Raw genomic sequence first — 23,811 nt, 5'->3', positions numbered from 1 at the left:
AGACCAAGACCATCCTGCTGGTCGAACACAAGATGGACGTGGTGCGCGAACTCTCCGACCGCATCATCGTGCTGCACAACGGCGAACTCGTGGCCGACGGCGACCCGGCGACGGTGATTGCCTCGCCCGTGGTGCAGCAGGCCTACCTCGGCATCAACCCCGAAGAAAAAGAAGAAGAGGCCGCAGCATGAGCGAAGCACTGCTGACACTCGAAGGGGTGCATACCCACATCGGGGCGTATCACATCCTCCACGGCGTCGACCTCACCGTGCCCAAGGGGCAGCTGACCATGCTGCTGGGCCGCAACGGCGCCGGCAAGACCACCACGCTGCGCACCATCATGGGCCTGTGGCACGCCAGCCAGGGCCGCATTACGCTGGCCGGGCAGGACATCACCGCGCGCCAGACACCCGACATTGCGCACAGCGGCGTGGCCTATGTGCCCGAGAGCATGGGCATCTTCTCGGACCTCTCGGTGCGCGAGAACATGCTGCTGGCCGCGCGCGGCGCACGCACGCTGGACGACATCGACACCACGCGGCTCGAATGGATCTTCGGTCTGTTCCCGGCCATGAAGAAGTTCTGGAACCACCCGGCGGGCAAGCTCTCGGGCGGGCAGAAGCAGATGCTCGCGGTCTCGCGCGCCATCGTCGAGCCGCGCCAGCTGCTGCTGATCGACGAGCCCAGCAAGGGCCTGGCGCCCGCCATCATCCAGAACATGATCGAGGCCTTCCGCCAGCTCAAGGCGGCGCAGACCACGATCCTGCTGGTCGAGCAGAACTTCAACTTCGCGAAACAGCTGGGCGACACCGTGGCCGTGATGGACGACGGGCGCGTGGTGCACAGCGGCTCCATGGCCGAACTCGCGGCCGATGAATCGATGCAGTCGCGTTTGCTGGGCCTCTCACTCGGAGCACACCAGTGACACCCCACGTTCATCACTTCGTGTATTCACTGCCCCTCCAGGAGGGGCTGGCCTCCCTTGGGGCGGCCCGGTGGGAGGCCGTTCTATGACATCCCTGAAAGAGATGGACTGGAAGCCCATGGCCCTGGTGCCGCTGCTCGCGCTGGCCGCTTTGCCCGCCATCGGCAGCCCTTCGACCTGGCTCACGCTCACGGTGGCCGGGCTGGCCATGGGCATGATCGTCTTCATCATCGCCTCGGGCCTGACGCTGGTGTTCGGCCTGATGGACGTGCTGAACTTCGGCCACGGCGTGTTCATCGCGCTCGGCGCCTTCGTCGCGACCACGGTGCTGGGCAGCATGAGCGCCTACACGACGGCCGACAGCCTGTGGCTGAACCTGATGGCTATCCTGCCCGCCATGCTCGTGGCCATGGCGGTGGCGGGTGCGCTGGGCCTGGTGTTCGAGCGCTTCATCATCCGCCCGGTCTACGGCATGCACCTCAAGCAGATCCTGATCACCATGGGCGGCATGATCATCGGCGAGGAGATGATCAAGGTGGTGTGGGGGCCCGAGCAGATCGCGCTGCCGCTGCCCGAGAGCCTGCGTGGCTCGTTCATCTTCGGCGACGCCGCGGTGGAGAAGTACCGCCTGCTCGCGGTGCTGGTGGGCGCGGCCGTGTTCGCGGCCATGGTCTGGACGCTGAACCGCACCAAGGTCGGCCTGCTGGTGCGCGCCGGCGTGCAGGACCGCGAGATGGTCGAGTCGCTCGGCTACCGCATCCGCCAGCTCTTCATCGGCGTGTTCGTGGTGGGCAGCGCGCTGGCCGGCCTGGGCGGCGTGATGTGGGGCCTGTACCAGCAGAGCGTCATGCCGCAGATGGGCGCGCAGGTCAACGTGCTGATCTTCATCGTCATCATCATCGGCGGCCTGGGCTCCACGCTGGGCGCGCTGATCGGCGCGCTGCTGGTGGGCCTGATGGCCAACTACACCGGCTTCCTGGTGCCCAAGGTGGCGCTGTTTTCCAACATCGCACTGATGGTGGCGATTCTGCTCTGGCGTCCGCAAGGCGTCTACCCGGTGACCAGCCGCTGAAGGCCTGACCATGCTGCAAAGACTCCTCTCCAAAGACCTGCCCCGCAGCCCCTGGCTGGCGGCCTTGCTGGTGATCCTGTTCCTGGGCCTGGCGTTCGCGCCGTTCCTGTTCCCGGGCGTGAAGGCGCTCAACGTCGCGGCCAAGATCCTGATCTTCGTCGCGCTGGTGGCGAGCTTCGACCTGCTGCTGGGCTACACCGGCATCGTGAGCTTCGCGCACACCATGTTCTTCGGCATCGGCGCCTACGGGGTGGCGATCGCGCTGAGTTCGGTGGAGGAGGCCTCGTGGGGCGCGCTGCTGCTGGGGGTGCTGGGGGCGCTGGTGGTCTCCAGCGTGCTCTCGCTGCTGATCGGGCTGTTCTCGTTGCGGGTGCGCGCGATCTTCTTCGCCATGATCACGCTGGCCGTGGCCTCGGCCTTCCTCACGCTGGCCTCGCAGCTGTCGGACTTCACGGGCGGCGAAGACGGGTTGACATTCAGCGTGCCCGAGCTGCTGACGCCCGGCTTCGAGCTGAGCGAAGAACCGCTGGTCACGCCCTTCGGCGAGGTCAACCTCAACGGCAAGCTGCTCACCTACTACCTGATCTTCGCCAGCGTCTGCGCCATCTTTCTCACCATCCTGCGCATCGTGAACTCGCCCTTCGGCCGCGTGCTGCAAGCGATCCGCGAGAACGACTTTCGCGCCGAGGCACTGGGCTACCGCACGGTGATCTACCGCACCCTGTCCAACGTGCTCTCGGCCCTGTTCGCCACGCTGGCCGGCTGCCTGCTCGCGATCTGGCTGCGCTACAACGGGCCGGACACCTCGCTGTCGTTCGAGATCATGCTGGACATCCTCCTGATCGTCGTGATCGGTGGCATGGGCACGTTGTACGGTGCGCTCATCGGCAGCGTGCTCTTCGTGCTGGCGCAGAGCTACCTGCAGGACCTGCTGCGTCTGGCCGGCGAAGCGACCGAGGGCATTCCGCTGCTGCCCGCGCTGCTCACGCCCGACCGCTGGCTGCTCTGGCTGGGGGTGCTGTTTGTGCTGTCCGTCTATTACTTCCCGACCGGCATCGTTGGCAAGCTGCGCGAGCGCGCGGTGCTCGGAAAACTCAAGGGGCTGAAATGAACGCCGTTGCCACCCATGCGCCCCAATCGCGCTATCTCACCTGCGAAGGCCGCGAGATCCATTTCATGGACTGGGCGCCGGCACCGGGCACACCGGACCACGGCACGGTGATCGCCTGGCACGGCCTGGCACGCACCGGGCGCGACATGGACGCCCTGGCCGCGCACCTGAGTGCCTTGGGTTACCGCGTGATTTGCCCCGACACCATCGGGCGCGGCCTCTCGCAATGGAGCCCCGAGCCCAAGACCGAGTACTGCCTGGCCTTCTACGCGAAGCTGGCGCGTTCGCTGGTGAACCAGCTCGGGCTGGAGCGCTTCCACTGGGTCGGCACCTCGATGGGCGGCGCCATCGGCATGGTGTGTGCCGACGGCCTGCTGCGCGGGCGCATCCAGCGCCTGGTGCTCAACGACAACGGCCCCCAGCTGGCCGAGGCGGCCATTCAGCGCATCCGCAGCTACGCCGGCAACCCGGCGAGTTTTGCCACCGTGGGCGAACTTGAGCGGTACTTCCGCACCGTCTACAAGCCCTACGGCCATCTCACCGACGCGCAGTGGACGCTGCTGACCGAGAGCTCGGTGCGCCGCCTGCCGGACGGCCGCGTCACGCCCCACTACGACCCGGCGATGGTGATGCAGTTCACTGAGCACCCGGGCGACTACGACCGCTGGCCCGAGTACGACCGCATCGACGTGCCGGTGCTGTGCCTGCGTGGCGCGGAGTCCGACCTGCTGCTGGCCGACACCGCCGAGCAGATGCGCGACCGCGGACCGCGTGCGCTGGTGGTGACGATTGCGGGCTGCGGCCATGCGCCGGCGCTCAATGTGCCCGAACAGCTGCAGTTGGTCAGCCGGTTTCTGGCGGGGCAGTGAGGTCCGGAAATGACGCTGGCACTACCTCCGTGTGAAGCGTGGGTGGCTAAGGCTCGCTTGACCTGTTCCTTGTCGATTCAGATCTTCGCAAACGTGCGCCATGTTCCAATCGGGCAAAAGTGGGTTTTCAGTTCAGAGACATTCGCGCAAAGGCGGCCACAGACACAGGCAACCGCGCCCACTCCCAGATGCTTCTAGCTCACAAGAATCGGGACATGACTGAACACTACGCGCCCGCCCGCCTTGGAGCTAGCGTCAGGCCGCTTCGGTAGGGAATGTGTACTCCCGAGAAAAGCACCACGGCGAGTACTTTTGCAAACTCAACAGAAGCTCATGGGCGATTGTTCGAATGCAAGAATATTGAGGTGAGGACAGCCATGTCGAAGCTTGGTCCTCCCGCAATAAACGCCAGCCGAGAAATTCGCCAGATCGGAACCGTGCGTAAATTTCGGTGAAACCGGGGTCCACATGGGCTCCTCCATCCATGTCGGTCACTGCTCGAACGATATCCATCCTCGACATCGTTCTTTTGTCTTGCGCTTTTGCTACGGGCCGCGTCCACCATTCCGGAAACGGAACTCTCTTGGGCATAGACCACGGGGGGTGCAGTACTGGTAGAAACCGAGAGTCCGTCGCCCCGATCCGCATTGAAACCAAATTGCATTCAGAAAGAATGTTGTGAGGATTCAATGGTGGCGCCATCGAGAAGTACCTTCCACTCCTAAGGCCAAGCTGATGAAGAATCGAATGGGAGCTCGGACTCTGGTGCAGGAGAACTCGTACCGAGGTTGCCATTGGCTTCGCAAACGCACTCTCCCCTCGGTCCACATGTTCGCAATAGCCAAGCAATAAATCGACCTGCTCAATCAGTGCAGCACGCAAGTCCGCCTGACTACGTTTCACCTTCGCGTTGTTCTTCAACATAAAGTCCTCCGACGAAGCGATTGTAGAAATGCGGAACCAGACGTAGAAACGCCCTAGAACCTTGAACGGACGCTGGGGCACATAAAGGCTGGTGGCATGGGACCGATCGAACCACCGACACACGGATCTTCAGTCCTTCGCTCCCCGAGCCAGCGCGCGCTCGCGGCTGGCCTGGAGCTGCATCGGGTCGTCGGCCTGCTTCGTGGGCCAGCCTTGCAGGTGCTGCTCGGTCAGGTGGGTGAGGGCGCGGATCCAGTCGGGGCTGTCGTTGAGGCAGTCGATGTAGTTGAACCGCTCGCCCCCCGCGTGCAGATACGCCTCCTGCGCCTCCATGCGGATTTCTTCCAGCGTCTCCAGGCAGTCGCTGGTGAAGCCTGGGCAGACCACGTCCACGCTCTTGATCCCCTTCTGCGCCATGGTGATCAGGGTCGGCTCGGTGTAGGGCTCCAGCCACTTGGCCTTGCCGAAGCGCGACTGGAAGGTCACGGTGTAGCGGTCTTTGCTCAGGCCCAGTTTCTCGGCCAGCATGCGCGCCGTTTTCAGGCACTCGCAGTGGTACGGGTCGCCCAGCAGCAGGGTGCGTTCGGGCACGCCGTGAAAGCTCATCACCAGGTGCTCGGCCTGGCCGTTGTGCATCCAGTGCGCGCGCACCTTGCGGTGCAGCGCGTCGATGTAGCCCAGGTCGTCGTGGTAGCGGTTGATGAAACGGAGCTCGGGCAGGTGGCGGATTTTCAGGCCCCAGTTCGCCACCGCGTCGAACACGCTGGCCGTGGTGGTGCCGCTGTACTGCGGGTAGGCCGACAGGATGAGCACGCGGGTCACGCCGTCTGCCTTGAGTTCATCGAGCACCGAGGGGATCGACGGGTTGCCGTAGCGCATGGCGTAGCGCACCGTGACCTGGTGGCCGCGCTCGCCCAGGTAGCCGCGCAGCAGCGTGGCCTGCTTCTCCGTCCAGACCTTGAGCGGTGAACCCTCGGGCGTCCAGATGCTGGCGTACTTGGCGGCCGACTTCTTGGGCCGCACCCGCAGGATGATGCCGTGCAGGATCAGCATCCACACGGCCCTGGGGATCTCGACCACGCGGGCGTCGCCCAGAAACTCGGCGAGGTAGCGGCGCAGCGCGGGCGCGGTGGGTTCGTCAGGAGTGCCCAGATTGCACAGCACCACGGCCGTGCGCGGCGCCTGGCCATGGGAGAAAGCGGGTTCGGGTTGAAAGGGCATGCGCTATTCTCACGCAGACATGACAACCTCCCCATCCGGGCAGCGAGAACCTGCCGAATCCCCCGCCACCGGTGTGGTCGCAGACCAGGGGCTGGACCTGTCCCGCATCCGCGCCATCACGATCGATCTGGACGACACGCTCTGGCCGATCTGGCCGACGATTGCCCGCGCCGAAGCGGTGCTGCAGGCCTGGCTGGACACGCACGCGCCGACCGCTGCCGCGCTGTGCCGCGACAAGGGCGTCTTGCGCGAGGTGCGCAACCAGATGAACACCGAGCGGCCCGACCTCGCGCACGACCTGAGCGCCCTTCGCCGCGAGTCCATCCGCCTGGTGCTGCAGCGCGCGGGCGACGACCCGGCGCTGGCCGAGCCGGCCTTCGAGGCCTTCTTCGCCGAGCGCCAGCGTGTCGATCTGTTCGACGACGCCTTGCCCGCGCTCGAGTTTCTCAGCGGCCGCTTCCCGGTGGTGGCGCTGTCCAACGGCAATGCCGACGTGCACCGCGTGGGCATCGGGGCGCATTTCCGGGCATCGATCGGCGCGCGCGAGTTCGGCGTCGGCAAACCCGACCCACGCATCTTTCACGCGGCGGCCGAAGCCGCGGGCGTGGAGGCATCGCAGGTGCTGCACATCGGCGACGACGCGCACCTCGACGGTGTGGGCGCGCTCAACGCCGGCATGCAGCTGGCCTGGGTCAACCGCTCGGCCCACGCCTGGGAACACGCGCCCCTGGCACCACACATCACCGTGAGCGAACTGCTCGCGCTGTGCCGCGCGCTGGGTTGAAACTGGCTTCCGCGATGCCCATCACCATCCACGGCCTGGCGGCCTCGCGCGCCATCCGTCCGCTGTGGGCCGCGAGCGAGCTGGGGCTGACCTTCACCCATGTGCCCATGCCCTACCTGGGCGGCGCCACACGCACCCCCGGGTTTCTGGCGCTCAACCCCAATGGCCACATCCCGGTGCTGGTGGATGCCCGGCCCGAGGGCGAGGTGGTGGTGTGGGAAAGCATGGCTTGCGCGCTGTACCTCGCGCGCCATCACGGGCAACCCGACGGGCTGGGCATCACGCCGGCCACCCCACGCGAAGACGCCGAGGCGCTGCGCTGGGGCTTCTGGGCTGTGACCGAGTGCGAGGCCGACGCGCTGACCGTGCTCATGCACCGCGAGGCCATGCCGGTCGAACGCCGCAGGCCCGAGCTGGCCAGCGCCGCCGAAAAGCGGCTGGCGGTGCGCCTGCGTGTGCTGGAACAGCACCTGGCGGCGCAGCGGGCGGCGGGTTCGCTTTACCTGGCGGCCGAGCGCTTCACCGTGGCCGCCTGTGTGTGGCCAGCGTGCTGAACTGGGTGCGGCCGGCGCGCGAACTGATGGTGACCCACCCGCTGACGCAGGACTGGATCGCCCGCTGCACCGAGCGACCGGCCCACGAGGCCGCCAAGGCGCTGGGCGGCTGACGGCGGCCCGCGGTCCGGGCACCCGGTGTCATGGCGCCAGCGCGCCACCCCGAGGCATGAGGGGGTGATGCGCAGCGGCGCGGGAGCTGCTTAGCTGCTGGCGGCTTGCGCGGCGGCCAGGCCGCTGCGCACCGCGCCCTCCAGCGTGGCCGGGTAGGGCCCATCCACAAAGTCGCCCGCGGCCCACAGGCCGGGCGCGATCTGCGCGGCGGGGCGCACCAGGCCCGGCGTGCAGGCGAAGGTGGCGCGTTTGTCCACCACCGTCTGGATCGGCCGAAGGTCGCTCAGCCCGAGTTGATCCGCCGCCTGCCGCAGCACGCGCGCCTGCAGCGCCTCGCGCTCACCCTCGCTCGCGCTGACCACGAAGGCCAGCACGCCCTGCATCGACGGGTCGTCCGGGCGCAGCTGCCCGCGGTCAAAGGCGAACTGCGCGGGCGCCGACAGCGGGTCGGGCTGGGCGCGCAGGGCGAGCATGGGCGCGCGCAGGCGCACGCCCGGCGCCCACGCATAGACGGTGGTGATGGCGGTGAACGCCAGCGAGGCGGTGGTGTGCGCCCAGCCCGACAGGGCTTGCGCGAGCGCCGTGTCGCCCGCGTCGAGCGCCACCGGGGCGGCAGCGTTCATGGCCTGCGCCGCAGGGCTGGCCGCCGTGGCCCAGATCACCCGGTCGAAGTCCTCCTGCCAGCCGTCTCCCGCCAACCGCCAGCCTGGGGGCCGGGCGCTGATCGAATGCACCCGCGCGGCCAGGCGCACGCGCGCGTGGGTGCCGTGGGTGCGCGCCAGCCAGCGGGCCGCTGCCTCGGGAAACAGCGCCCCCAGGTCGTCGCGTGGCAGCAGCAGGCTGGACGCACCCCAGCGCCCGAAACCCCGGCCGAACAGCGCGTCGCGCATCACGCGCAGGAACACCTGGGCGCTCGCTGCCGCCGCCGGCAGGTTGAGCGCCGACACGCACAGAGGCTCGATCAGTTCGTCCATGACACGGCCGGGCAGGGATTGGCACAGCGCGCCCACGGTCAGCGATGGGTCGCAGGCAAAGCCTGAGCGTTGCCAGCCCAGCGAGGCACGGACCAGCGCGAACCGCTCGCTCCAGCGCCAGCCGCGCGCCGTGGCGATGGCCGCGACGGCGTCAAGCGGCGCGGGCCAGCGCGCGGCCCAGCCGGGCGTCTGCAGACCGAGCCCGTCGGGGTAGGGCATGGCCAGGGGCAGGCCCAGCAGCAGGTGCTCGGGGTCCAGCCCCACGCGCTGCATGAGCGAGAGCGATTCGGTGTAGGCGCCGATCAGGATGTGCTGCCCGTTGTCCAGGGTCAGCGGCGTGCCATCGGGGCGCTCGGCGCTCAGGGCGCGGGCCCGGCCACCCAGCATCCGGGTGGCTTCAAAGACGGTGACGTCCGCGCCGGCCCCCGCCGCCGCCACCGCTGCCGCCATGCCCGCCCAGCCGCCCCCGACGATCGCGATGTTCATGCGACCGACACCACGCAACCGCGGAGTGTGGGGGCCACCGGGCCAGCCGCCTGGCCGCCCCAGGCCGGATCAGCCCCCCTTGGGAGGGGCAACGACCCGCGCAGCGGCGGAACCCTGGGTTCCCGCCGTTGGCGGGAGCATGCTTGGGGGGCAACCCTCACAACCGCCCCAGCGCCTGCACCTTCCACGCCAGCCAGAACTTGCGCAGCGGGGTGAGGCTCACGCGCTGGGTGAGCACGGGCAGCGGGTCGGCGGCGATTTCCCGCAGCAGGGTGCGGTAGATGTTGGCCATCATCAGGCCCGGCTTCTGTGCGCGCCGGTCGGCCTCGGGCAGCAGGGCCAGGGCCTCGTCGTAGGTGTTCAGCGCGCGTTCGCACTGGAAGCGCATCAGCGCCAGGAAGCGCTGGTGGAAGTCGGCGGTGTCCATGCCCGGCGCTGCGCCACGCTTGATCAGTTCGTGCGCCTTCACGTCGAAGCGCTGCAGCTCGTTGACCGGCAGGTAGATGCGGCCACGCGCGGCGTCTTCGCCCACGTCGCGGACGATGTTGGTGAGCTGGAATGCCAGGCCCAGGCGGTGGGCGTAGTCGGTGGTCTGCGGCTGGGTCTGACCGAAGATGCGCGCGGCCACCTCGCCCACCACACCGGCCACCAGGTGGCAGTACTGCTGCAGGTTGGGGAAGTCGAGGTAGCGGCTCTGGTCCAGGTCCATCTGGCAACCGTCGATCACGGCCAGCAGGTGGCGCGCCTCGATGCCGAAGCGGGCGGTGTGCGGCATCAGTGCTTGCATCACCGGGTGGTTCCCTTCGCCGGCAAAGGCCTGCGCCACCTCGTGGCGCCACCAGGCCAGTTTGGTCTGCGCGACCCCGAGGTCGCTGATTTCGTCGACCACGTCGTCCACCTCGCGGCAGAACGCATAGAACGCCGTGATCGCGGCGCGGCGCTCGGCAGGCAGGAACAGGAAGGCGTAATAGAAGCTGCTGCCGGAGGCGGCGGCTTTTTGCTGGACGTAGTCTTGTGGATTCATGGACTCAGGCGGGGTTGCCTGAGTGTAAACAGCCGTTTCACCGCTGCCCGCTGCCCGCTGCCGGCAGAGGTCAGGGTTGGGTCAGGTCAGGTCGTTTGTGAAGACTTCGCGGTGGCTGCGGCTGAGTTCCGCGTGCCAGCGGTCGATGCGCCGCAGGTGTCCGCCGGTCTCGAGCTGGCGCAAGGTGCGGGCCACCGATTCGCGCGTGGTGTTCAGCACCGCCGCGAGCGCCACATGGCTGGGCAGGCGCACCGCGCTGGCGCCCTGCGCTTCGCCCAGCAGCACCAGCGAAGCCACCAGTTGCCGGGGCAGGCCGCGCAGGCGCACGACCTGGCTCCAGTCCGCCAGCCGCGCGAAGGTGTGGGCCATGCCAGTGTGCAGCGTGTTCAGGAACACCGGGTCCTGCAACAGCGATTCGCCCAGCGAGGCGACGGGCAATTCACATGCCCGTCCGCTGGACAAGGCCAGGGCGCCGACCTGGGTGGGCTGATCGAGCAGGCGCCACTGGCCAAGCAAGTGACCCCGGCCCACGATGGCCACCGGGCGCGCCACGCCGTCGATCCCCTCTCGGGTGAGCATCACGGTGCCGAGCTTGATGGTGCGGACCACCTCGGTGGCCGCGCCCTCGGCCTGCAGGGTGTCGCCTTTGTGGAATTCGACCTCGCTGATCCAGGGATCCAGGCGCACCTGACGTGCGCGCGGCAAACCGCCGATCAGGCAGTTCAGGCGGGCCGCGCACACCAGACAGCGGGCGGAGGGTGGGGTGCTGGGGGCCGGGGTTTGGGTCATGCGGGCGTGGTCGTGGGCATCGCGGGGTGCGGGGATCGCGCCTGGGTCGGGGTGGCTCGACGGCCGGGAAGCGCCCGGCTGTTCCTGATGTATCGGCCACTGTGCGTGTGATTGAAGGCCCGGTGGCGTGTCATCCATCACGGGGACGGGCTCGGACGCACGGGGCAGGCCCGCTCCGGCGTCGGCGGGCGGCTGCGTTCAGGGTCTGTTCGGTGGGTGTCCATCCCGGAGGTATGCCGCAGACCCGGGGCACTGTGGGCCGGAAAATGTGATGCCCGTCACATTGGGTGTTGAAAATGCCACGGACGGTGGCGCGCGGGGTGGCACACGAAGGTTTGCGTGCCGTCAGGCGTTAGTGTTGCGTCTCTGGGTGTGAGGCCCAGCGTTTCGCCACCTTTTCATTGACCCATGACGTCCCACCGCGACTCCCCCCACCCGCTGGCCTTGCGTTCCGTTGCGATGGAAACCGATTCGGGTTCGGGGCCGTCACACGCCGTGCCGGCGGCGCTGGCGGCGCGGCTCGATTCGGCCGAGCAGACGCTGCGCGACATCGCACACGCCCTGGCCCACGACCTGCGGACCTCCTTGCGGCATGTCGTCAGCTACGCGCAGTTGCTGGGCGACCCCGCCTACGCCGACAAGCCCGAGGCGGCCGCGCGCATCTCGCACAAGGTGCTCGACTCCGGCCGCCGGCTCCAGCGGCTGATGGAGTCCATGGCCGCGCTGGCCCGGCTGCAGGTGGCCGACGTGCAGCTGGAAACGGTGGACACCGCCGAGCTGCTGCGCGGTGTGATCAAGGAACTGGACGAGCGCGCCGGTGGTTCGCGTGTGGCGTGTGTGCTGGCGGCCGATCTGCCACCCGCCGTGGCCGACGCGGGTTTGCTGCGGCGTGTCTGGCAGGAACTGCTGGACAACGCCTGGCGCCACGCGCGCAGCCATGTGTCGCCGCGCATCGAGGTGACTTACGAGGCGGTGCCGGGCGGACACGCCTACTTTGTGCACGACAACGGGCTGGGCTTCGAGCCTGAAAAAGCGGCCGAGCTGTTCGGCCTGTTCCAGCGCGCACGGGGTGCGCCCGATCCGGGCTTGGGGTTGGGCCTGGCCATGGTGCGGCGCATCGTCGAATGCCACGGCGGCCGGGTCTGGGCCACGGCCCGCCCGGGCGAAGGCGCCCGCTTTGGTTTCAGCCTGCCCGATCGCGCGGGCTGAGGCCCATCCCGAACGCGGCGCGCCACAGCAGCAGCGGCAGGTCCGCCTTGCCCAGCGTGGGGCGCGTCTGCCAGCTGCGGTGGTGGAGGACGCCGATCTTGTCGAGGATGCGCAGACCCCCTTGCACGACCAGCCGCAGTTCCCATCCGGCGCGCCCGGGAAGGCTCAGCGCCAGCGGGGCGCCCCGGTTCATGAGCGTGCGTGCCTGGCCGCACAGTTCGATCACCAGCGCCTCGCAGCGGGCCGTGCGCTCGGCATCGATGGGGCCGGAGAAATCGGCCAGCTGCAATCCGTGGCGCTTCAGCGCGTCGGCCGGCAGGTAGTTGCGCTGGCGCGGCAGGTCCACGCTGATGTCCTGCCAGAAGTTGATGAGCTGCAAGGCACTGCAAATGGCGTCGCTCTGCTGGAGCGAGGCCCCGTCGTGGATGCCATACAGGTGCAGCAGCAAGCGCCCCACCGGGTTGGCCGACAGCCTGCAATAGGCCAGCAGCTCGGTCTCGTCGGCGTAGCGGTGGCCGACGGCGGTGTGGCGCACATCTTGCTCGAACGCGCTGATCAGGTCGTGCAGCAGGTGGCCGGGCAGGTGGTGTTGCTGGATGGCCCGGGCCAGCGGGTGGAAGACATGTTCCCAGGGCGTGTCCTGCCCGGCGGGGAGGCGGTCGCTCAGCGCGTGCGTCAGGGCCAGCCGGTAGCTGGCCAGTTCGGCCAGGCGCTGCCCGGGCGAGGCGTCGCCTTCGTCGGCGATGTCGTCGGCCGTGCGGGCAAAGTGGTAGATCGCCATGACCGCGGGGCGCAGGGCCGGCGGGCACAGCAACGAGGCCACCGGAAAGTTTTCGTAGTGGCCCACCCCCGCCGACAGGGGCGCCAGGGCGTCGGCGGTGGCTGGAGAGGGAGGGGCGGGCGGGGTCATTCGGGCAGGGCTTCGGTGGTTGCAGGGTTTGTCAGTGAACGGCGCTGGCTGTCGTCGGCGTCGGGCAGAGTGGCCCGCCGTTGAACGGGTGCACATCCGCGAAGATTGCACTACAATTTTGATTACTAACCGGTCAGTCATTAACGTGGCCGCCCGGTTTTCTTCCGATTTTCGGCGCAAACCGCGGTGGTGGGCGCCGCCATCAGCCGACCGACACCATGAACATCCGCCTGCTCATCCTTGTTTCGACGGCCGCCCTGTTGCTGGCCGCGTGTTCCAAGCCCGAGGCGCCGCAAGAGCCGATCCGTGCGGTCAAGCTGCTCAAGGTCAGCAGTGGCGCGGTGAGCGGGCAGAGCGAGTACGCGGGCGAGGTCAAGGCGCGCACCGAGTCGCGCCTGGGGTTCCGGGTGGGCGGCAAGGTGACCCAGCGCCCGGCAGAGGTGGGGCAGCGGGTGGTTGCGGGCCAGTTGCTGGCGCAGCTCGATGCGCAGGACCTCGCCCTGTCCAGCCAGGCGGCGCAGGCACAGGTCAGCGCGGCGCAGACGCAGCGCGACCTGGCCGCGGCCGACCTGAAGCGGTACATGGATCTGAAGAACCAGGGCTTTGTGAGCGGCGCCGAGATCGAACGCCGACAGGCCACCCTGCAGGCGGCGGACGCGAGCCTGCGGCAGGCCCGCGCCCAAGGCTCGGTGCAAGGCAACCAGGCGGGCTATGCGCGGCTGCTGGCCGATGGCGCCGGCGTGGTGCTGTCGGTGGAGGCCGAAGTGGGGCAGGTGGTCGCCGCCGGCACGCCGGTCGTGCGCCTGGCCAGGGACGGTGCACGCGATGTGGTCATTGCCGTGCCCGAGGACAAGCTGGCCCAGGTGCGCATCGGGCAGGTGGCTCAGGTGCGGCTGTGGGGCCACGGGATGCCCGGGCAGGCACCGCTGGAGGGCACCGTTCGCGAGGTCGCGGCCAGTGCCGACCCGGTCACCCGCACCTTCCAGGTCAAGCTGGCCCTGCCGGCGGGCGCGAGTGCGCCGCTGGGCGCCACCGCCACGGTGTCGCTGTCGGCGACCGGCGGCGTGGCGGTGGCCGCCATCAAGCTGCCCACCAGCGCCCTGATGCGTGCGCCCGGTGGCACGAAAGGCGAGACCGCCGTGTGGGTCTTTGAACCCGCGAGCCACACGGTGGCCTTGCGCCCGGTGGTCGTCAGCGGTGCCGATGGCAATCACCTCTTGATCGCGACGGGTCTGAAGGACGGCGAGGAGGTGGTCGCGGCGGGTGTGCATGTGTTGTCGCCAGGCCAGAAGGTCACGCGCTTCGCGGCTTCCGCCACCGAGTGAGGCCGCACATGCATCCGCAAACCAACAGCGCCCATCCCGAAGAGACGTCCTGGGTGTCGCGATTCAATCTTTCGCAATGGGCCCTGGACCACCAGGCCTTCACGCGTTACCTGATGATCGTGCTGATGCTGCTGGGCGTGGCGGCGTATTTCCAGCTCGGCCAGGACGAAGACCCGCCGTTCACCTTCCGCGCCATGGTGGTTCGCGCCTACTGGCCGGGCGCCACGGCACAAGAAGTGGCCGAACAGGTGGCCGACCGCCTGGAGAAGACGCTGCAGGAGGTGCCTTACGCCGACAAGATCCGCAGCTACTCCAAGCCGGGCGAGACGCTGATCCTGTTTCAGGTCAAGGACAACGCGCCAGCGGCCGAGGTCCAGCAGACCTGGTACGCCGTGCGCAAGAAAATCGGCGACATGCGGGCGACGCTGCCGCAGGGCGTGGTCGGACCGTTCTTCAACGACGAGTTCGGCGATGTGTACGGCGTCATCTACGCGCTGCAGGGCGACGGTTTTTCGCCTGCCGACAAGAAGCAGGTGGCCGACACCGTGCGCCAGCGGCTGCTGCGGGTGAAGGACGTGAACAAGGTCGAGCTGTTCGGTGTGCAGGACGAGAAGCTGTACATCGAGATTTCCCACCAGCGCCTGGCCACCCTGGGTCTGGACATGCAGCAGGTGCTGGCCGCACTGGGCCAGCAGAACGTGCTGGAGTCGGCCGGCGCGGTGCAGGCGCCGCACGACGTGGTGCAGGTGCGCGTGGGCGGGGCGTTCAACTCGGTCGAACAACTGCGTGCGATGCCGGTGCGCGCCGCCAACGGCACCCAGCTGCGCCTCGGCGACTTCGCCGACATCCGGCTGGGCTATGTCGATCCCGAGCAGGTCAAGGTGCGCCACAACGGCAAGGACAGCGTGGCCCTGGGCATCTCCATGGCCAAAGGCGGCGACATCATCGCCCTGGGCGAGGCGCTGAAGACGGCCGTGACCGACATCGAACGGCAGTTGCCGGCCGGCATGCAGCTGGTGCAGGTGCAGGACCAGCCCAGCGCGGTGACCCGGTCGGTGAACGAGTTCGTGAAGGTGTTGATCGAGGCCGTGCTGATCGTGCTGGCGGTCAGCTTCCTGAGCCTGGGCCTGCACCGGCGCGAGGGCGGAACCGGATGGCGCCGCTACCGGCTCGACGCGCGCCCGGGCCTGGTCGTGCTGATCACGATTCCCCTGGTGCTCTCGATCACGTTTCTGGCCATGCGGTACTGGGGCATCGGCCTGCACAAGATCTCGCTGGGCTCGCTGATCATCGCGCTGGGCCTGCTGGTGGACGACGCGATCATTGCGGTGGAGATGATGGTGCGCAAGCTGGAAGAGGGCTACTCGATGATGAAGGCCGCAACCTTCACCTGGGACGCCACCGCCATGCCGATGCTCACCGGCACCTTGATCACCGCCGCGGGCTTCCTGCCCATCGGCATGGCGAACTCGACCGTAGGCGAGTACACCTTCGCCATCTTCGCGGTCACCGTGATCGCGCTGGTGCTGTCGTGGATCGTCGCCGTGATGTTCGTGCCCTATCTCGGCGTGAAGCTGCTGAAGGTGAAGCCCCATGTCGGCCCCGCCCACGAGGTGTTCGACGGGCCGTTTTACGTGCGTTTCCGGGTGCTGGTGAACTGGTGCGTGCAACACCGCTGGATCACCATCGGCCTGACCATCGCCACCTTCGTGCTGGGCATCGTCGGCATGGGCAAGGTGCAGCAGCAGTTTTTCCCCGATTCGAGCCGCCCCGAGATCATGGTCGATCTCTGGCTGCCCGAAGGCGCGAGCCTGACGGCCAACGACGCGATCACGCGCCGCGTCGAGGCGCGCATGGCGAAGGAGCCGGGGGTGAGCAGCGTGAGCACCTGGGTGGGCTCGGGCGTGCCGCGCTTCTATCTGCCGCTGGACCAGGTGTTCCCGCAGAGCAACGTGTCGCAGCTGATCGTGTTGCCCAAGGACCTGGAAGCCCGTGAGCGCATCCGCAAGGCCCTCCCCGCTTTGCTGGCGACCGAGTTTCCCGAGGTCCGGGGTCGCGTGAAGCTGCTGCCCAACGGGCCTCCGGTGCCGTACCCGGTGCAGTTCCGCGTGGTCGGCACGGACCCCGCGGTGTTGCGCAGCCTGGCCGACGAGGTGAAGGCTGTCCTGCGCGAGAGCCCGAACATGCGCGGCGTGAACGACAACTGGAACGAGTCGGTCAAGGTGCTTCGCCTGGACGTGGACCAGACCAAGGCGCGTGCGCTGGGTGTGTCGAGCCAGTCGATTGCACAGGCCGCCCGCACCATCCTGAGCGGCAGCACCGTCGGGCAGTACCGCGACGGCGACAAACTGATCGACATCGTGCTGCGTCAGCCTTTGTCCGAGCGCGACGCCCTCTCCAGCCTGGCCAACGCCTACCTGCCCACGGCGAGCGGCAAGAGCATTCCGCTGTCGCAGATCGCGCGGCCGGTGTTCGACTGGGAGCCGGGCGTGATCTGGCGAGAAAATCGCGACTTCGCCATCACCGTGCAGGGGGATGTGGTCGAGGGGCTTCAGGGCGCGACCGTCACGGCCGAGCTGCTGTCGGCGCTGCAAAAGATCGAGGCGGGGTGGACCGAACGCGGGCTGGGCGCTTACCGAGTGCAGGTCGCGGGCGCGGTGGAAGAGAGCAGCAAAGGCTCATCGTCCATCGCGGCGGGTGTTCCGCTGATGCTGTTCATCACCTTCACCCTGCTGATGCTGCAGTTGCAGAGCTTCAGCCGCTCGTTGCTGGTGTTCCTGACCGGCCCGCTGGGCATGGCCGGTGTGGCGGGCGCGTTGCTCCTGCTGAACCGTCCGTTCGGCTTTGTGGCGCTGCTCGGCGTGATCGCGCTCATGGGCATGATCCAGCGCAACTCGGTGATCCTCATTGACCAGATCGAGCAGGACCGCGCCCGAGGCGTGCCGGCCTGGGACGCGGTCGTCGAGGCGGCGGTGCGCCGCATGCGCCCCATCGTGCTGACGGCCGCCGCCGCCGTGCTGGCCATGATCCCGCTCTCGCGCAGCGTGTTCTGGGGCCCGATGGCCGTGGCCATCATGGGCGGCCTGATCGTCGCGACCGTGCTCACGCTGCTGGCCCTGCCGGCCATGTACGCCGCCTGGTTCCGCGTCAAGCGGGAGGCTTGAGCCCTGCGGCTACAATCGAAGGTTGCCGAAAAGCGGAAAGCATGCTTTGCAGTGTCAGTGCTGCGGGGCTTGATCACCGTGCAGGCGCGCGGGTGGCGAAATTGGTAGACGCACCAGGTTTAGGTCCTGACGCCAGCAATGGTGTGGGGGTTCGAGTCCCCCCCCGCGCACCACCTCAGATACAGCGATTTCCTGCGGCAGGCAGCACCTTCTGACCCGCCGTCCCTATTTGGAGAAAACCATGACCGTGACCGTAGAAACCCTGGAAAAACTGGAACGCAAGATCACGCTCACGCTGCCGGCCGACGTGATCCAGAACGAAGTCGCCAAGCGCCTCAAGCGCCTGGCCCGTGACGTCAAGATGGACGGTTTCCGTCCTGGCAAGGTGCCGATGAACGTGGTGGCCCAGCGCTACGGTTACTCCGTGCACTACGAAGTGATGAACGACAAGGTGGGTGAGGCCTTTGCCACCGCCGCCGACGAAGCCAAGCTGCGCGTGGCCGGTCAACCCAAGATCACCGAGAAGGAAGAGTCGCCTGAAGGCCAGCTGGCTTTCGACGCCGTGTTCGAGGTGTACCCCGAAGTCAAGATCGCCGACCTGTCGACCGCCGAGGTCGAAAAGGTGTCGTCGGAAGTGACCGACGCCGCCATCGACCGCACGCTGGACATCCTGCGCAAGCAGCGCCGCACCTTCGCGCAGCGCGCGCAAGACCAGGCCGCACAGGACGGCGACCGCGTCACCATCGACTTCGCCGGCAAGATCGACGGCGAGCCCTTCGAGGGCGGCAAGGCCGAGGCCTTCCAGTTCATCGTGGGCGATGGCCAGATGCTCAAGGAATTCGAAGACGCGGTGCGCGGCATGAAGTCGGGCGAGTCCAAGACCTTCCCGCTGCCGTTCCCCGCCGATTACCACGGCAAAGATGTGGCCGGCAAGACGGCCGACTTCCTGGTCACCGTCAACAAGATCGAAGCCGCCCACCTGCCCGAAGTGGATGAGGCACTGGCCAAGTCCCTCGGCATCGCCGAAGGCACGGTGGAAGGTCTGCGCGCCGACATCAAGAAAAACCTGGAGCGCGAGGTCAAGCACCGCCTGCAGGCCCGCAACAAGCAAGCCGCCATGGATGCCCTGGCTGCCAAGGCCGAGCTGGACCTGCCGAAGTCGGTGGTGCAGTCCGAACTCGACCGTCTGGTGGAAGGCGCGCGCGCCGACCTCAAGCAGCGCGGTGTGAAGGATGCCGACAAGGCGCCGATCCCTGACGACCTGTTCCGCCCGCAAGCCGAGCGCCGCGTGCGCCTGGGCCTGGTGGTGGCCGAGCTGGTGCGTGCCAACGAGTTGCACGCCAAGCCCGAGCAGATCAAGTCCCACATCGAAGATCTGGCTGCGTCCTACGAGAAGCCGGCCGACGTCGTGCGCTGGTACACCAGTGACAACCGCCGCATGGCCGAAGTGGAAGCGATCGTGATCGAAAACAATGTCACCGAATTCCTGTTCGCCAACGCCAAGGTCACCGACAAGGCGATCGGTTTTGACGAGTTGATGGGTCAGGCCTGATCGGCAAGGCCTGACGCAGGCAGCCGACGCGAGCGACAAGGGCGGAGGAATCCGCCCTTTTTTTTGCCGCGCGGCTTGTCTTTTGTGGTCGGCACGCCATATGCAAGCCTCTGACAAAGCCGCTGCGAGGTTGCGGCTTTGTCGGGTTGGTTACAGTAGTGACATGGTCTCAAACACACACCGGAGAAACGCATGAGCGCAATGGACATTCAGGGTTTGGGCATGGTGCCCATGGTCATCGAAACCTCGGGCCGCGGCGAACGCGCCTACGACATCTATTCCCGTCTGCTCAAGGAGCGGGTGATCTTCCTGGTCGGTGAAGTCAACGACCATTCGGCCAACCTGGTGGTGGCGCAGTTGCTGTTTCTGGAAAGTGAAAATCCCGACAAGGACATTTCGTTCTACATCAACTCGCCCGGCGGTTCGGTGAGCGCGGGCATGGCGATTTTCGACACGATGAACTTCATCAAGCCCGACGTGTCCACCCTGTGCTGCGGTTTTGCCGCCAGCATGGGCGCCTTCCTTTTGGCGGCCGGTACCAAGGGCAAGCGGTTTTCACTGCCCAACTCGAAAATCATGATTCACCAGCCATCGGGCGGCAGCCGTGGCCAGGCGACCGAGATTGAAATCCAGGCCCGCGAGATCCTCAAGACCCGCGAGCAGCTCAACAAGATCCTGGCCGAACGCACTGGCCAGCCGCTGGACCGCATCGCACGGGACACCGAGCGCGACTACTACATGTCCGCCGCCGAGTCCGCCGAGTACGGCTTGATCGACAAAGTGATTGAAAAGCGTCCGACCGCCGCCTGACTGCGGAACCACCCTTGGCTGGTCGCCAGAAAGGGCCCGTTCTGGCTGCGGAATGGGCCTGATTGGCCCTCTTTTCCCTCGTTTGAGCCTGTGCAGGCTTGAACTATCATTGATTCCACCGCTCCCAACAGGCATTCCGGACCTCCAGACCCATGGCCGACAAAAAATCCGCCTCCAGCGAAAAAGCGCTCTACTGCTCGTTTTGTGGCAAGAGCCAGCACGAGGTCAAGAAACTGATCGCCGGCCCATCGGTGTTCATCTGCGACGAGTGCATTGACCTGTGCAATGACATCATTCGCGACGAACTGCCTGGCCTGGAGTCGGTCAAGTCGTCCAGCGACGATGTGCCCACGCCGGCCGATCTCAAAGGCAACCTGGACAACTATGTCATCGGGCAGGAGGCCGCCAAGCGCGCGCTGGCTGTGGCGGTGTACAACCACTACAAACGCCTGCGTCACAAGCAGAACGCCCGCAAGGACGATGTCGAGCTGGCCAAGAGCAACATCTTGCTGATCGGTCCGACCGGTTCGGGCAAGACGCTGCTGGCACAGACCATGGCTCGCATGCTCAACGTGCCGTTCGTGATGGCCGATGCCACCACGCTGACCGAAGCCGGTTACGTGGGCGAAGACGTCGAGAACATCGTGGCCAAGCTCCTGCAGAGCTGCAACTACGACGTGGAGCGCGCCCAGCAGGGCATCGTCTACATCGACGAAATCGACAAGATCACCCGCAAGTCCGACAACCCCTCCATCACCCGCGACGTGTCGGGTGAGGGCGTGCAGCAGGCGCTGCTCAAGCTGGTCGAAGGGACGATGGCCAGCGTGCCGCCCCAGGGTGGCCGCAAGCACCCGAACCAGGACTTTCTCCAGGTCGACACGACCAACATCCTGTTCATCTGCGGTGGCGCGTTTGCCGGTCTCGAGAAGATCATCGAGAACCGCACCGAGGCCTCCGGCATGGGGTTCAGCGCGGTGGTCAAGAGCAAACAGCAGCGCAGCCTGACCGATGCCTTCAAGGAAATTGAACCCGAAGACCTGATCAAGTTCGGGCTGATTCCCGAGCTGGTCGGCCGTGTGCCCGTGATCGCCGCTCTGTCGGAACTCAGCGAGGATGCGCTGGTGGAGATCCTCACCGAGCCGAAGAACGCGGTGGTCAAGCAGTTTTCGCGTTTGCTCGCCATGGAAGGTGCGGAGTTGGAAGTGCGCCCAGCGGCGCTGAAGGCGATCGCGCGAAAGGCGCTGGCCCGCAAGACCGGTGCGCGCGGGCTGCGCTCCATCCTGGAAAACGCGCTGATCGACACCATGTTCGATCTGCCCGGCATGAGCAATGTTGAAAAAGTCGTGGTCGATGAGTCCACGATTGAAGAGAACAAACCCCCCCTGCTGGTGTACCGAGAGGCGGCCAAGCAGGCTTGAGCGCGTGCGCTGTGTGGGTGTGCAACGCGCTGGCTGATGCGAGGCCATCGCGTTGTTTCACCGAAACCTTGTAGAGGTTAAAAAATGTCCGGACAAATTCCCTTGCCCAGCACGCCCGTAGACCTGCCCCTGTTGCCGTTGCGCGACGTGGTGGTCTTCCCGCACATGGTGATCCCGCTGTTTGTGGGACGACCCAAAAGCATCAAGGCGCTGGAGGCGGCCATGGAGGCCGAGCGCCGCATCATGCTGGTGGCGCAAAAGGCCGCGGCCAAAGACGAACCCGCGGTGGACGACATGTTCGAAATGGGCTGTGTTGCCACCATCTTGCAGATGCTGAAGCTGCCCGATGGCACCGTGAAGGTGCTGGTCGAGGGCGTGCAGCGTGCGAAGGTGCTGGCAATCCACGATGGTGAAAGCCATTTTGTGGCGAACGTGGCGCCTGTCGATCCAGCCCAGGAAAAGCTGGCCACGCAATCGAACGAGCTGGAAGCGCTGCGCCGTGCGGTGATGCAGCAGTTTGATCAGTACGTCAAACTGAACAAGAAGATCCCTTCGGAAATCCTGACTTCGATCTCCAGCATCGATGACCCGGGCCGGCTGGCCGACACCATCGCGGCGCATCTGCCGTTGAAGCTGGAGTCCAAGCAGGTGGTGCTGGATCTGGATCCGGTCAACAAGCGCTTGGAGAACCTCTTTGAGCAGCTGGAGCGCGAGGTCGACATCCTCAATGTGGACAAGAAGATCCGTGGCCGCGTCAAACGCCAGATGGAGAAGAACCAGCGCGACTTCTACCTGAACGAACAGGTCAAGGCGATCCAGAAAGAGCTCGGTGAAGGCGAAGAGGGCGCCGACATCGAAGAGATCGAGAAGAAGATCAAGGCCGCCAAGATGCCCGCCGAAGCGCGCAAGAAGGCCGATGCCGAGTTCAAGAAGCTCAAGCTGATGTCGCCCATGTCGGCCGAAGCCACTGTGGTGCGCAACTACATCGACGCGCTGGTCGCGTTGCCCTGGAGCAAGAAGACCAAGATCAAGCACAACCTCGCGCACGCCGAAGAAGTGCTCAACGAGGATCATTACGGACTGGACAAGGTCAAGGACCGAATCCTTGAATACCTCGCGGTGCAGCAGCGCGTGGACAAGGTCAAGGCGCCCATCCTGTGTCTGGTGGGCCCACCCGGAGTGGGCAAGACCTCTCTGGGCCAGTCGGTGGCCAAGGCCACGGGTCGCAAATACGTGCGCATGGCGCTGGGTGGCATGCGGGACGAGGCAGAAATTCGTGGCCATCGCCGCACCTACATCGGCGCCATGCCTGGCAAGGTGCTGCAAAGCCTGAGCAAGGTGGGCACGCGCAACCCGCTGTTCCTGCTGGATGAGATCGACAAGCTGGGCACCGACTTCCGTGGTGACCCGTCCAGCGCGTTGCTGGAGGTGCTTGATCCCGAGCAGAACCACACCTTTGGTGACCATTACGTTGAGGTTGATTTCGACCTGTCGGACGTGATGTTCGTGGCCACGTCGAACTCGATGAACATCCCTCCAGCGCTGCTGGACCGCATGGAAGTGATTCGCTTGTCGGGCTACACGGAGGACGAAAAAACCAACATCGCGATCCGCTACCTGTTGCCCAAGCAGTTGAAGAACAACGGCATCCGCGAGGGTGAGTTGAACGTCAAAGATGAAGCGGTGCGCGACATCGTCCGCTACTACACCCGCGAGGCGGGCGTGCGTTCGCTGGAACGCGAACTCGGCAAGATCTGCCGCAAGGTGGTGAAGGGTCTTCTGCTCAAAAAATACACGCCCACAGTGGTGGTGGACGCGGACAACCTCAACGATTTTCTGGGTGTGCGCAAGTACAGCTACGGCCGCGCCGAAGCGCAAAACCAGGTGGGTCAGGTGGTGGGTCTGGCGTGGACCGAAGTGGGCGGGGATCTGCTGACCATTGAGGTGGCGATCATGCCGGGCAAGGGCGTGATCACGCGCACCGGTTCGCTGGGCGATGTGATGAAGGAGTCGGTGGAAGCCGCTCGCACCGTGGTGCGCAGTCGCGCCCGTTCGCTCGGCATCAAGGACGAGCAGTTCGACAAGCGCGACATCCACATCCATGTGCCCGATGGCGCGACGCCGAAAGACGGTCCGAGCGCAGGTGCTGCCATGACCACGGCGCTGGTGTCTTCGCTCACGGGGATTCCCGTGCGTGCCGATGTCGCCATGACCGGTGAGATCACCTTGCGTGGTGAGGTGACAGCGATCGGTGGATTGAAAGAGAAGCTTCTCGCCGCGCTGCGCGGCGGGATCAAGACCGTGATCATTCCCGAAGAGAACGTGAAAGATCTGGCCGAGATTCCGGACAACGTGAAGCAGGGGTTGGAGATTGTTCCAGTGAAGTGGATCGACAAGGTGTTGTCCATCGCGCTCGAGCGCATGCCTGTTCCATTGACCGACGAAGAAGTGGCGGCACAACTGGCTGCGGCCGCCGTGCGCGCTCCGGCGACGGCGCCAGACGCCGTGAAGCACTGATTCAAAAAAGTTGAGGGGGCTTGAAAAGAGGGCGTTTTCTAAGCTAGAATTTCAGCTTC

19 protein-coding genes, 1 tRNA gene and 1 pseudogene are annotated in these 23,811 nt (G+C 66.3%); 16 read left to right on the top strand and 5 right to left on the bottom strand.

Translation table 11 applies throughout. The features are described 5' to 3' along the window. From IV088_RS21425 to IV088_RS21405, 5 genes and pseudogenes are all read left to right on the top strand, one after another. A pseudogene (locus IV088_RS21425) lies at positions 1-191 on the top strand (ABC transporter ATP-binding protein); the annotation flags it as partial. Next, positions 188-925 (top strand): ABC transporter ATP-binding protein, encoded by a 738-nt coding sequence (locus IV088_RS21420; protein WP_291105998.1) that lies wholly within the window; start codon positions 188-190, stop codon positions 923-925. The pseudogene IV088_RS21425 and the gene IV088_RS21420, both read left to right, overlap by 4 nt. Positions 926-1,010: 85 nt before the next feature. Continuing rightward, positions 1,011-1,997 (top strand): branched-chain amino acid ABC transporter permease, encoded by a 987-nt coding sequence (locus IV088_RS21415; RefSeq protein WP_291105997.1) that lies wholly within the window; start codon positions 1,011-1,013, stop codon positions 1,995-1,997. Between the two features lie 10 nt (positions 1,998-2,007). Continuing rightward, positions 2,008-3,108, top strand: coding sequence for a branched-chain amino acid ABC transporter permease (locus IV088_RS21410; protein WP_291105996.1), 1,101 nt, complete (start codon positions 2,008-2,010; stop codon positions 3,106-3,108). Next, the gene (locus IV088_RS21405; RefSeq protein ID WP_291105995.1) at positions 3,105-3,977 is read left to right on the top strand and encodes an alpha/beta hydrolase; all 873 of its coding nucleotides are present in this window, start codon (positions 3,105-3,107) and stop codon (positions 3,975-3,977) included. Before IV088_RS21410 ends, IV088_RS21405 begins: the two co-directional genes overlap by 4 nt. 1,053 nt (positions 3,978-5,030) lie before the next feature. On the opposite strand, the gene hemH is transcribed toward IV088_RS21405, so the two are convergent. After that, the gene (gene hemH / locus IV088_RS21400; RefSeq protein ID WP_291105993.1) at positions 5,031-6,122 is read right to left on the bottom strand and encodes a ferrochelatase; all 1,092 of its coding nucleotides are present in this window, start codon (positions 6,120-6,122) and stop codon (positions 5,031-5,033) included. 19 nt (positions 6,123-6,141) lie between these two features. Between hemH and IV088_RS21395 the strand changes: the two genes are divergently transcribed. Genes IV088_RS21395 through IV088_RS21385 form a run of 3 tightly spaced genes read left to right on the top strand, consistent with a single transcriptional unit; the run spans position 6,142 to position 7,573 of the window. Next, positions 6,142-6,906: an HAD-IA family hydrolase gene (locus IV088_RS21395; protein WP_291105991.1), complete on the top strand. Its 765-nt coding sequence runs from the start codon at positions 6,142-6,144 to the stop codon at positions 6,904-6,906. 14 nt (positions 6,907-6,920) lie between these two features. Beyond that, the gene (locus IV088_RS21390; RefSeq protein WP_291105989.1) at positions 6,921-7,460 is read left to right on the top strand and encodes a glutathione S-transferase; all 540 of its coding nucleotides are present in this window, start codon (positions 6,921-6,923) and stop codon (positions 7,458-7,460) included. Continuing rightward, the gene (locus IV088_RS21385; RefSeq protein WP_291105987.1) at positions 7,445-7,573 is read left to right on the top strand and encodes a hypothetical protein; all 129 of its coding nucleotides are present in this window, start codon (positions 7,445-7,447) and stop codon (positions 7,571-7,573) included. The genes IV088_RS21390 and IV088_RS21385 overlap by 16 nt, the downstream gene beginning before the upstream one ends. Before the next feature lie 90 nt (positions 7,574-7,663). Here IV088_RS21385 and hpnE read toward each other — a convergent pair whose 3' ends face one another. The 3 genes from hpnE to IV088_RS21370 all read right to left on the bottom strand — a co-directional run bounded on the left by hpnE (position 7,664) and on the right by IV088_RS21370 (position 10,847). Next, a complete protein-coding gene (gene hpnE, locus IV088_RS21380) occupies positions 7,664-9,034 on the bottom strand; it encodes a hydroxysqualene dehydroxylase HpnE (RefSeq protein ID WP_291105985.1) in 1,371 nt (456 codons plus the stop codon). A 157-nt stretch (positions 9,035-9,191) separates the two neighbouring features. Then, positions 9,192-10,058, bottom strand: a complete 867-nt coding sequence (gene hpnD / locus IV088_RS21375; RefSeq protein WP_291105983.1) for a presqualene diphosphate synthase HpnD — start codon at positions 10,056-10,058, stop codon at positions 9,192-9,194. 81 nt (positions 10,059-10,139) lie between these two features. After that, the gene (locus IV088_RS21370) at positions 10,140-10,847 is read right to left on the bottom strand and encodes a Crp/Fnr family transcriptional regulator (RefSeq protein WP_291105981.1); all 708 of its coding nucleotides are present in this window, start codon (positions 10,845-10,847) and stop codon (positions 10,140-10,142) included. Between the two features lie 408 nt (positions 10,848-11,255). On the opposite strand from IV088_RS21370, the gene IV088_RS21365 reads away from it, so the two are divergent. After that, positions 11,256-12,056, top strand: a complete 801-nt coding sequence (locus IV088_RS21365; protein ID WP_291105979.1) for an ATP-binding protein — start codon at positions 11,256-11,258, stop codon at positions 12,054-12,056. Here IV088_RS21365 and hpnC read toward each other — a convergent pair. After that, positions 12,031-12,966 (bottom strand): squalene synthase HpnC, encoded by a 936-nt coding sequence (gene hpnC, locus IV088_RS21360; protein WP_291105977.1) that lies wholly within the window; start codon positions 12,964-12,966, stop codon positions 12,031-12,033. The genes IV088_RS21365 and hpnC overlap by 26 nt on opposite strands. Before the next feature lie 218 nt (positions 12,967-13,184). Between hpnC and IV088_RS21355 the strand changes: the two genes are divergently transcribed. The 7 genes from IV088_RS21355 (at position 13,185) to lon (ending at position 23,752) form a co-directional block, all read left to right on the top strand. Continuing rightward, positions 13,185-14,291: an efflux RND transporter periplasmic adaptor subunit gene (locus IV088_RS21355; RefSeq protein ID WP_291105975.1), complete on the top strand. Its 1,107-nt coding sequence runs from the start codon at positions 13,185-13,187 to the stop codon at positions 14,289-14,291. A gap of 8 nt (positions 14,292-14,299) precedes the next feature. Further along, positions 14,300-17,455 carry an efflux RND transporter permease subunit gene (locus IV088_RS21350; RefSeq protein WP_291105973.1) on the top strand — a complete coding sequence of 1,052 codons (3,156 nt, stop codon included), beginning with the start codon at positions 14,300-14,302 and terminating at the stop codon, positions 17,453-17,455. 86 nt (positions 17,456-17,541) lie between these two features. Beyond that, positions 17,542-17,628: transfer RNA gene (locus IV088_RS21345), tRNA-Leu, on the top strand. A gap of 68 nt (positions 17,629-17,696) precedes the next feature. Then, a complete protein-coding gene (gene tig / locus IV088_RS21340; RefSeq protein ID WP_291105972.1) occupies positions 17,697-19,007 on the top strand; it encodes a trigger factor in 1,311 nt (436 codons plus the stop codon). 192 nt (positions 19,008-19,199) lie between these two features. Continuing rightward, positions 19,200-19,817 carry an ATP-dependent Clp endopeptidase proteolytic subunit ClpP gene (gene clpP, locus IV088_RS21335; RefSeq protein WP_236964998.1) on the top strand — a complete coding sequence of 206 codons (618 nt, stop codon included), beginning with the start codon at positions 19,200-19,202 and terminating at the stop codon, positions 19,815-19,817. 152 nt (positions 19,818-19,969) lie between these two features. Beyond that, entirely contained in the window at positions 19,970-21,235 is a 1,266-nt protein-coding gene (gene clpX / locus IV088_RS21330) for an ATP-dependent Clp protease ATP-binding subunit ClpX (protein ID WP_236964999.1), read from the top strand. A gap of 84 nt (positions 21,236-21,319) precedes the next feature. After that, complete coding sequence (gene lon, locus IV088_RS21325) at positions 21,320-23,752, top strand: endopeptidase La (RefSeq protein ID WP_291105971.1); 2,433 nt, start codon at positions 21,320-21,322, stop codon at positions 23,750-23,752. Positions 23,753-23,811 lie beyond the last annotated feature (59 nt).

The sequence above is a fragment of the Hydrogenophaga sp. genome (assembly GCF_018780075.1).
In the GTDB taxonomy this organism is placed as follows: domain Bacteria; phylum Pseudomonadota; class Gammaproteobacteria; order Burkholderiales; family Burkholderiaceae_C; genus Hydrogenophaga.
Note: the sequence above shows the minus strand (reverse complement) of the source record. Positions and strands in the feature narration are given on the sequence as shown.

Bases quoted from the DNA above. Each gene is read 5' to 3' on its own strand.
- IV088_RS21405 (WP_291105995.1), top strand. From the start codon at position 3,105: ATGAACGCCGTTGCCACCCATGCGCCCCAATCGCGCTATCTCACCTGC.
- tig (WP_291105972.1), top strand. From the start codon at position 17,697: ATGACCGTGACCGTAGAAACCCTGGAAAAACTGGAACGCAAGATCACG.
- hpnD (WP_291105983.1), bottom strand. From the start codon at position 10,058: ATGAATCCACAAGACTACGTCCAGCAAAAAGCCGCCGCCTCCGGCAGC.
- IV088_RS21395 (WP_291105991.1), top strand. From the start codon at position 6,142: ATGACAACCTCCCCATCCGGGCAGCGAGAACCTGCCGAATCCCCCGCC.
- IV088_RS21410 (WP_291105996.1), top strand. From the start codon at position 2,008: ATGCTGCAAAGACTCCTCTCCAAAGACCTGCCCCGCAGCCCCTGGCTG.
- IV088_RS21370 (WP_291105981.1), bottom strand. From the start codon at position 10,847: ATGACCCAAACCCCGGCCCCCAGCACCCCACCCTCCGCCCGCTGTCTG.
- clpP (WP_236964998.1), top strand. From the start codon at position 19,200: ATGAGCGCAATGGACATTCAGGGTTTGGGCATGGTGCCCATGGTCATC.
- IV088_RS21350 (WP_291105973.1), top strand. From the start codon at position 14,300: ATGCATCCGCAAACCAACAGCGCCCATCCCGAAGAGACGTCCTGGGTG.
- hemH (WP_291105993.1), bottom strand. From the start codon at position 6,122: ATGCCCTTTCAACCCGAACCCGCTTTCTCCCATGGCCAGGCGCCGCGC.
- hpnE (WP_291105985.1), bottom strand. From the start codon at position 9,034: ATGAACATCGCGATCGTCGGGGGCGGCTGGGCGGGCATGGCGGCAGCG.
- hpnC (WP_291105977.1), bottom strand. From the start codon at position 12,966: ATGACCCCGCCCGCCCCTCCCTCTCCAGCCACCGCCGACGCCCTGGCG.
- IV088_RS21420 (WP_291105998.1), top strand. From the start codon at position 188: ATGAGCGAAGCACTGCTGACACTCGAAGGGGTGCATACCCACATCGGG.
- IV088_RS21415 (WP_291105997.1), top strand. From the start codon at position 1,011: ATGACATCCCTGAAAGAGATGGACTGGAAGCCCATGGCCCTGGTGCCG.
- IV088_RS21355 (WP_291105975.1), top strand. From the start codon at position 13,185: ATGAACATCCGCCTGCTCATCCTTGTTTCGACGGCCGCCCTGTTGCTG.
- lon (WP_291105971.1), top strand. From the start codon at position 21,320: ATGTCCGGACAAATTCCCTTGCCCAGCACGCCCGTAGACCTGCCCCTG.
- IV088_RS21390 (WP_291105989.1), top strand. From the start codon at position 6,921: ATGCCCATCACCATCCACGGCCTGGCGGCCTCGCGCGCCATCCGTCCG.
- IV088_RS21365 (WP_291105979.1), top strand. From the start codon at position 11,256: ATGACGTCCCACCGCGACTCCCCCCACCCGCTGGCCTTGCGTTCCGTT.
- clpX (WP_236964999.1), top strand. From the start codon at position 19,970: ATGGCCGACAAAAAATCCGCCTCCAGCGAAAAAGCGCTCTACTGCTCG.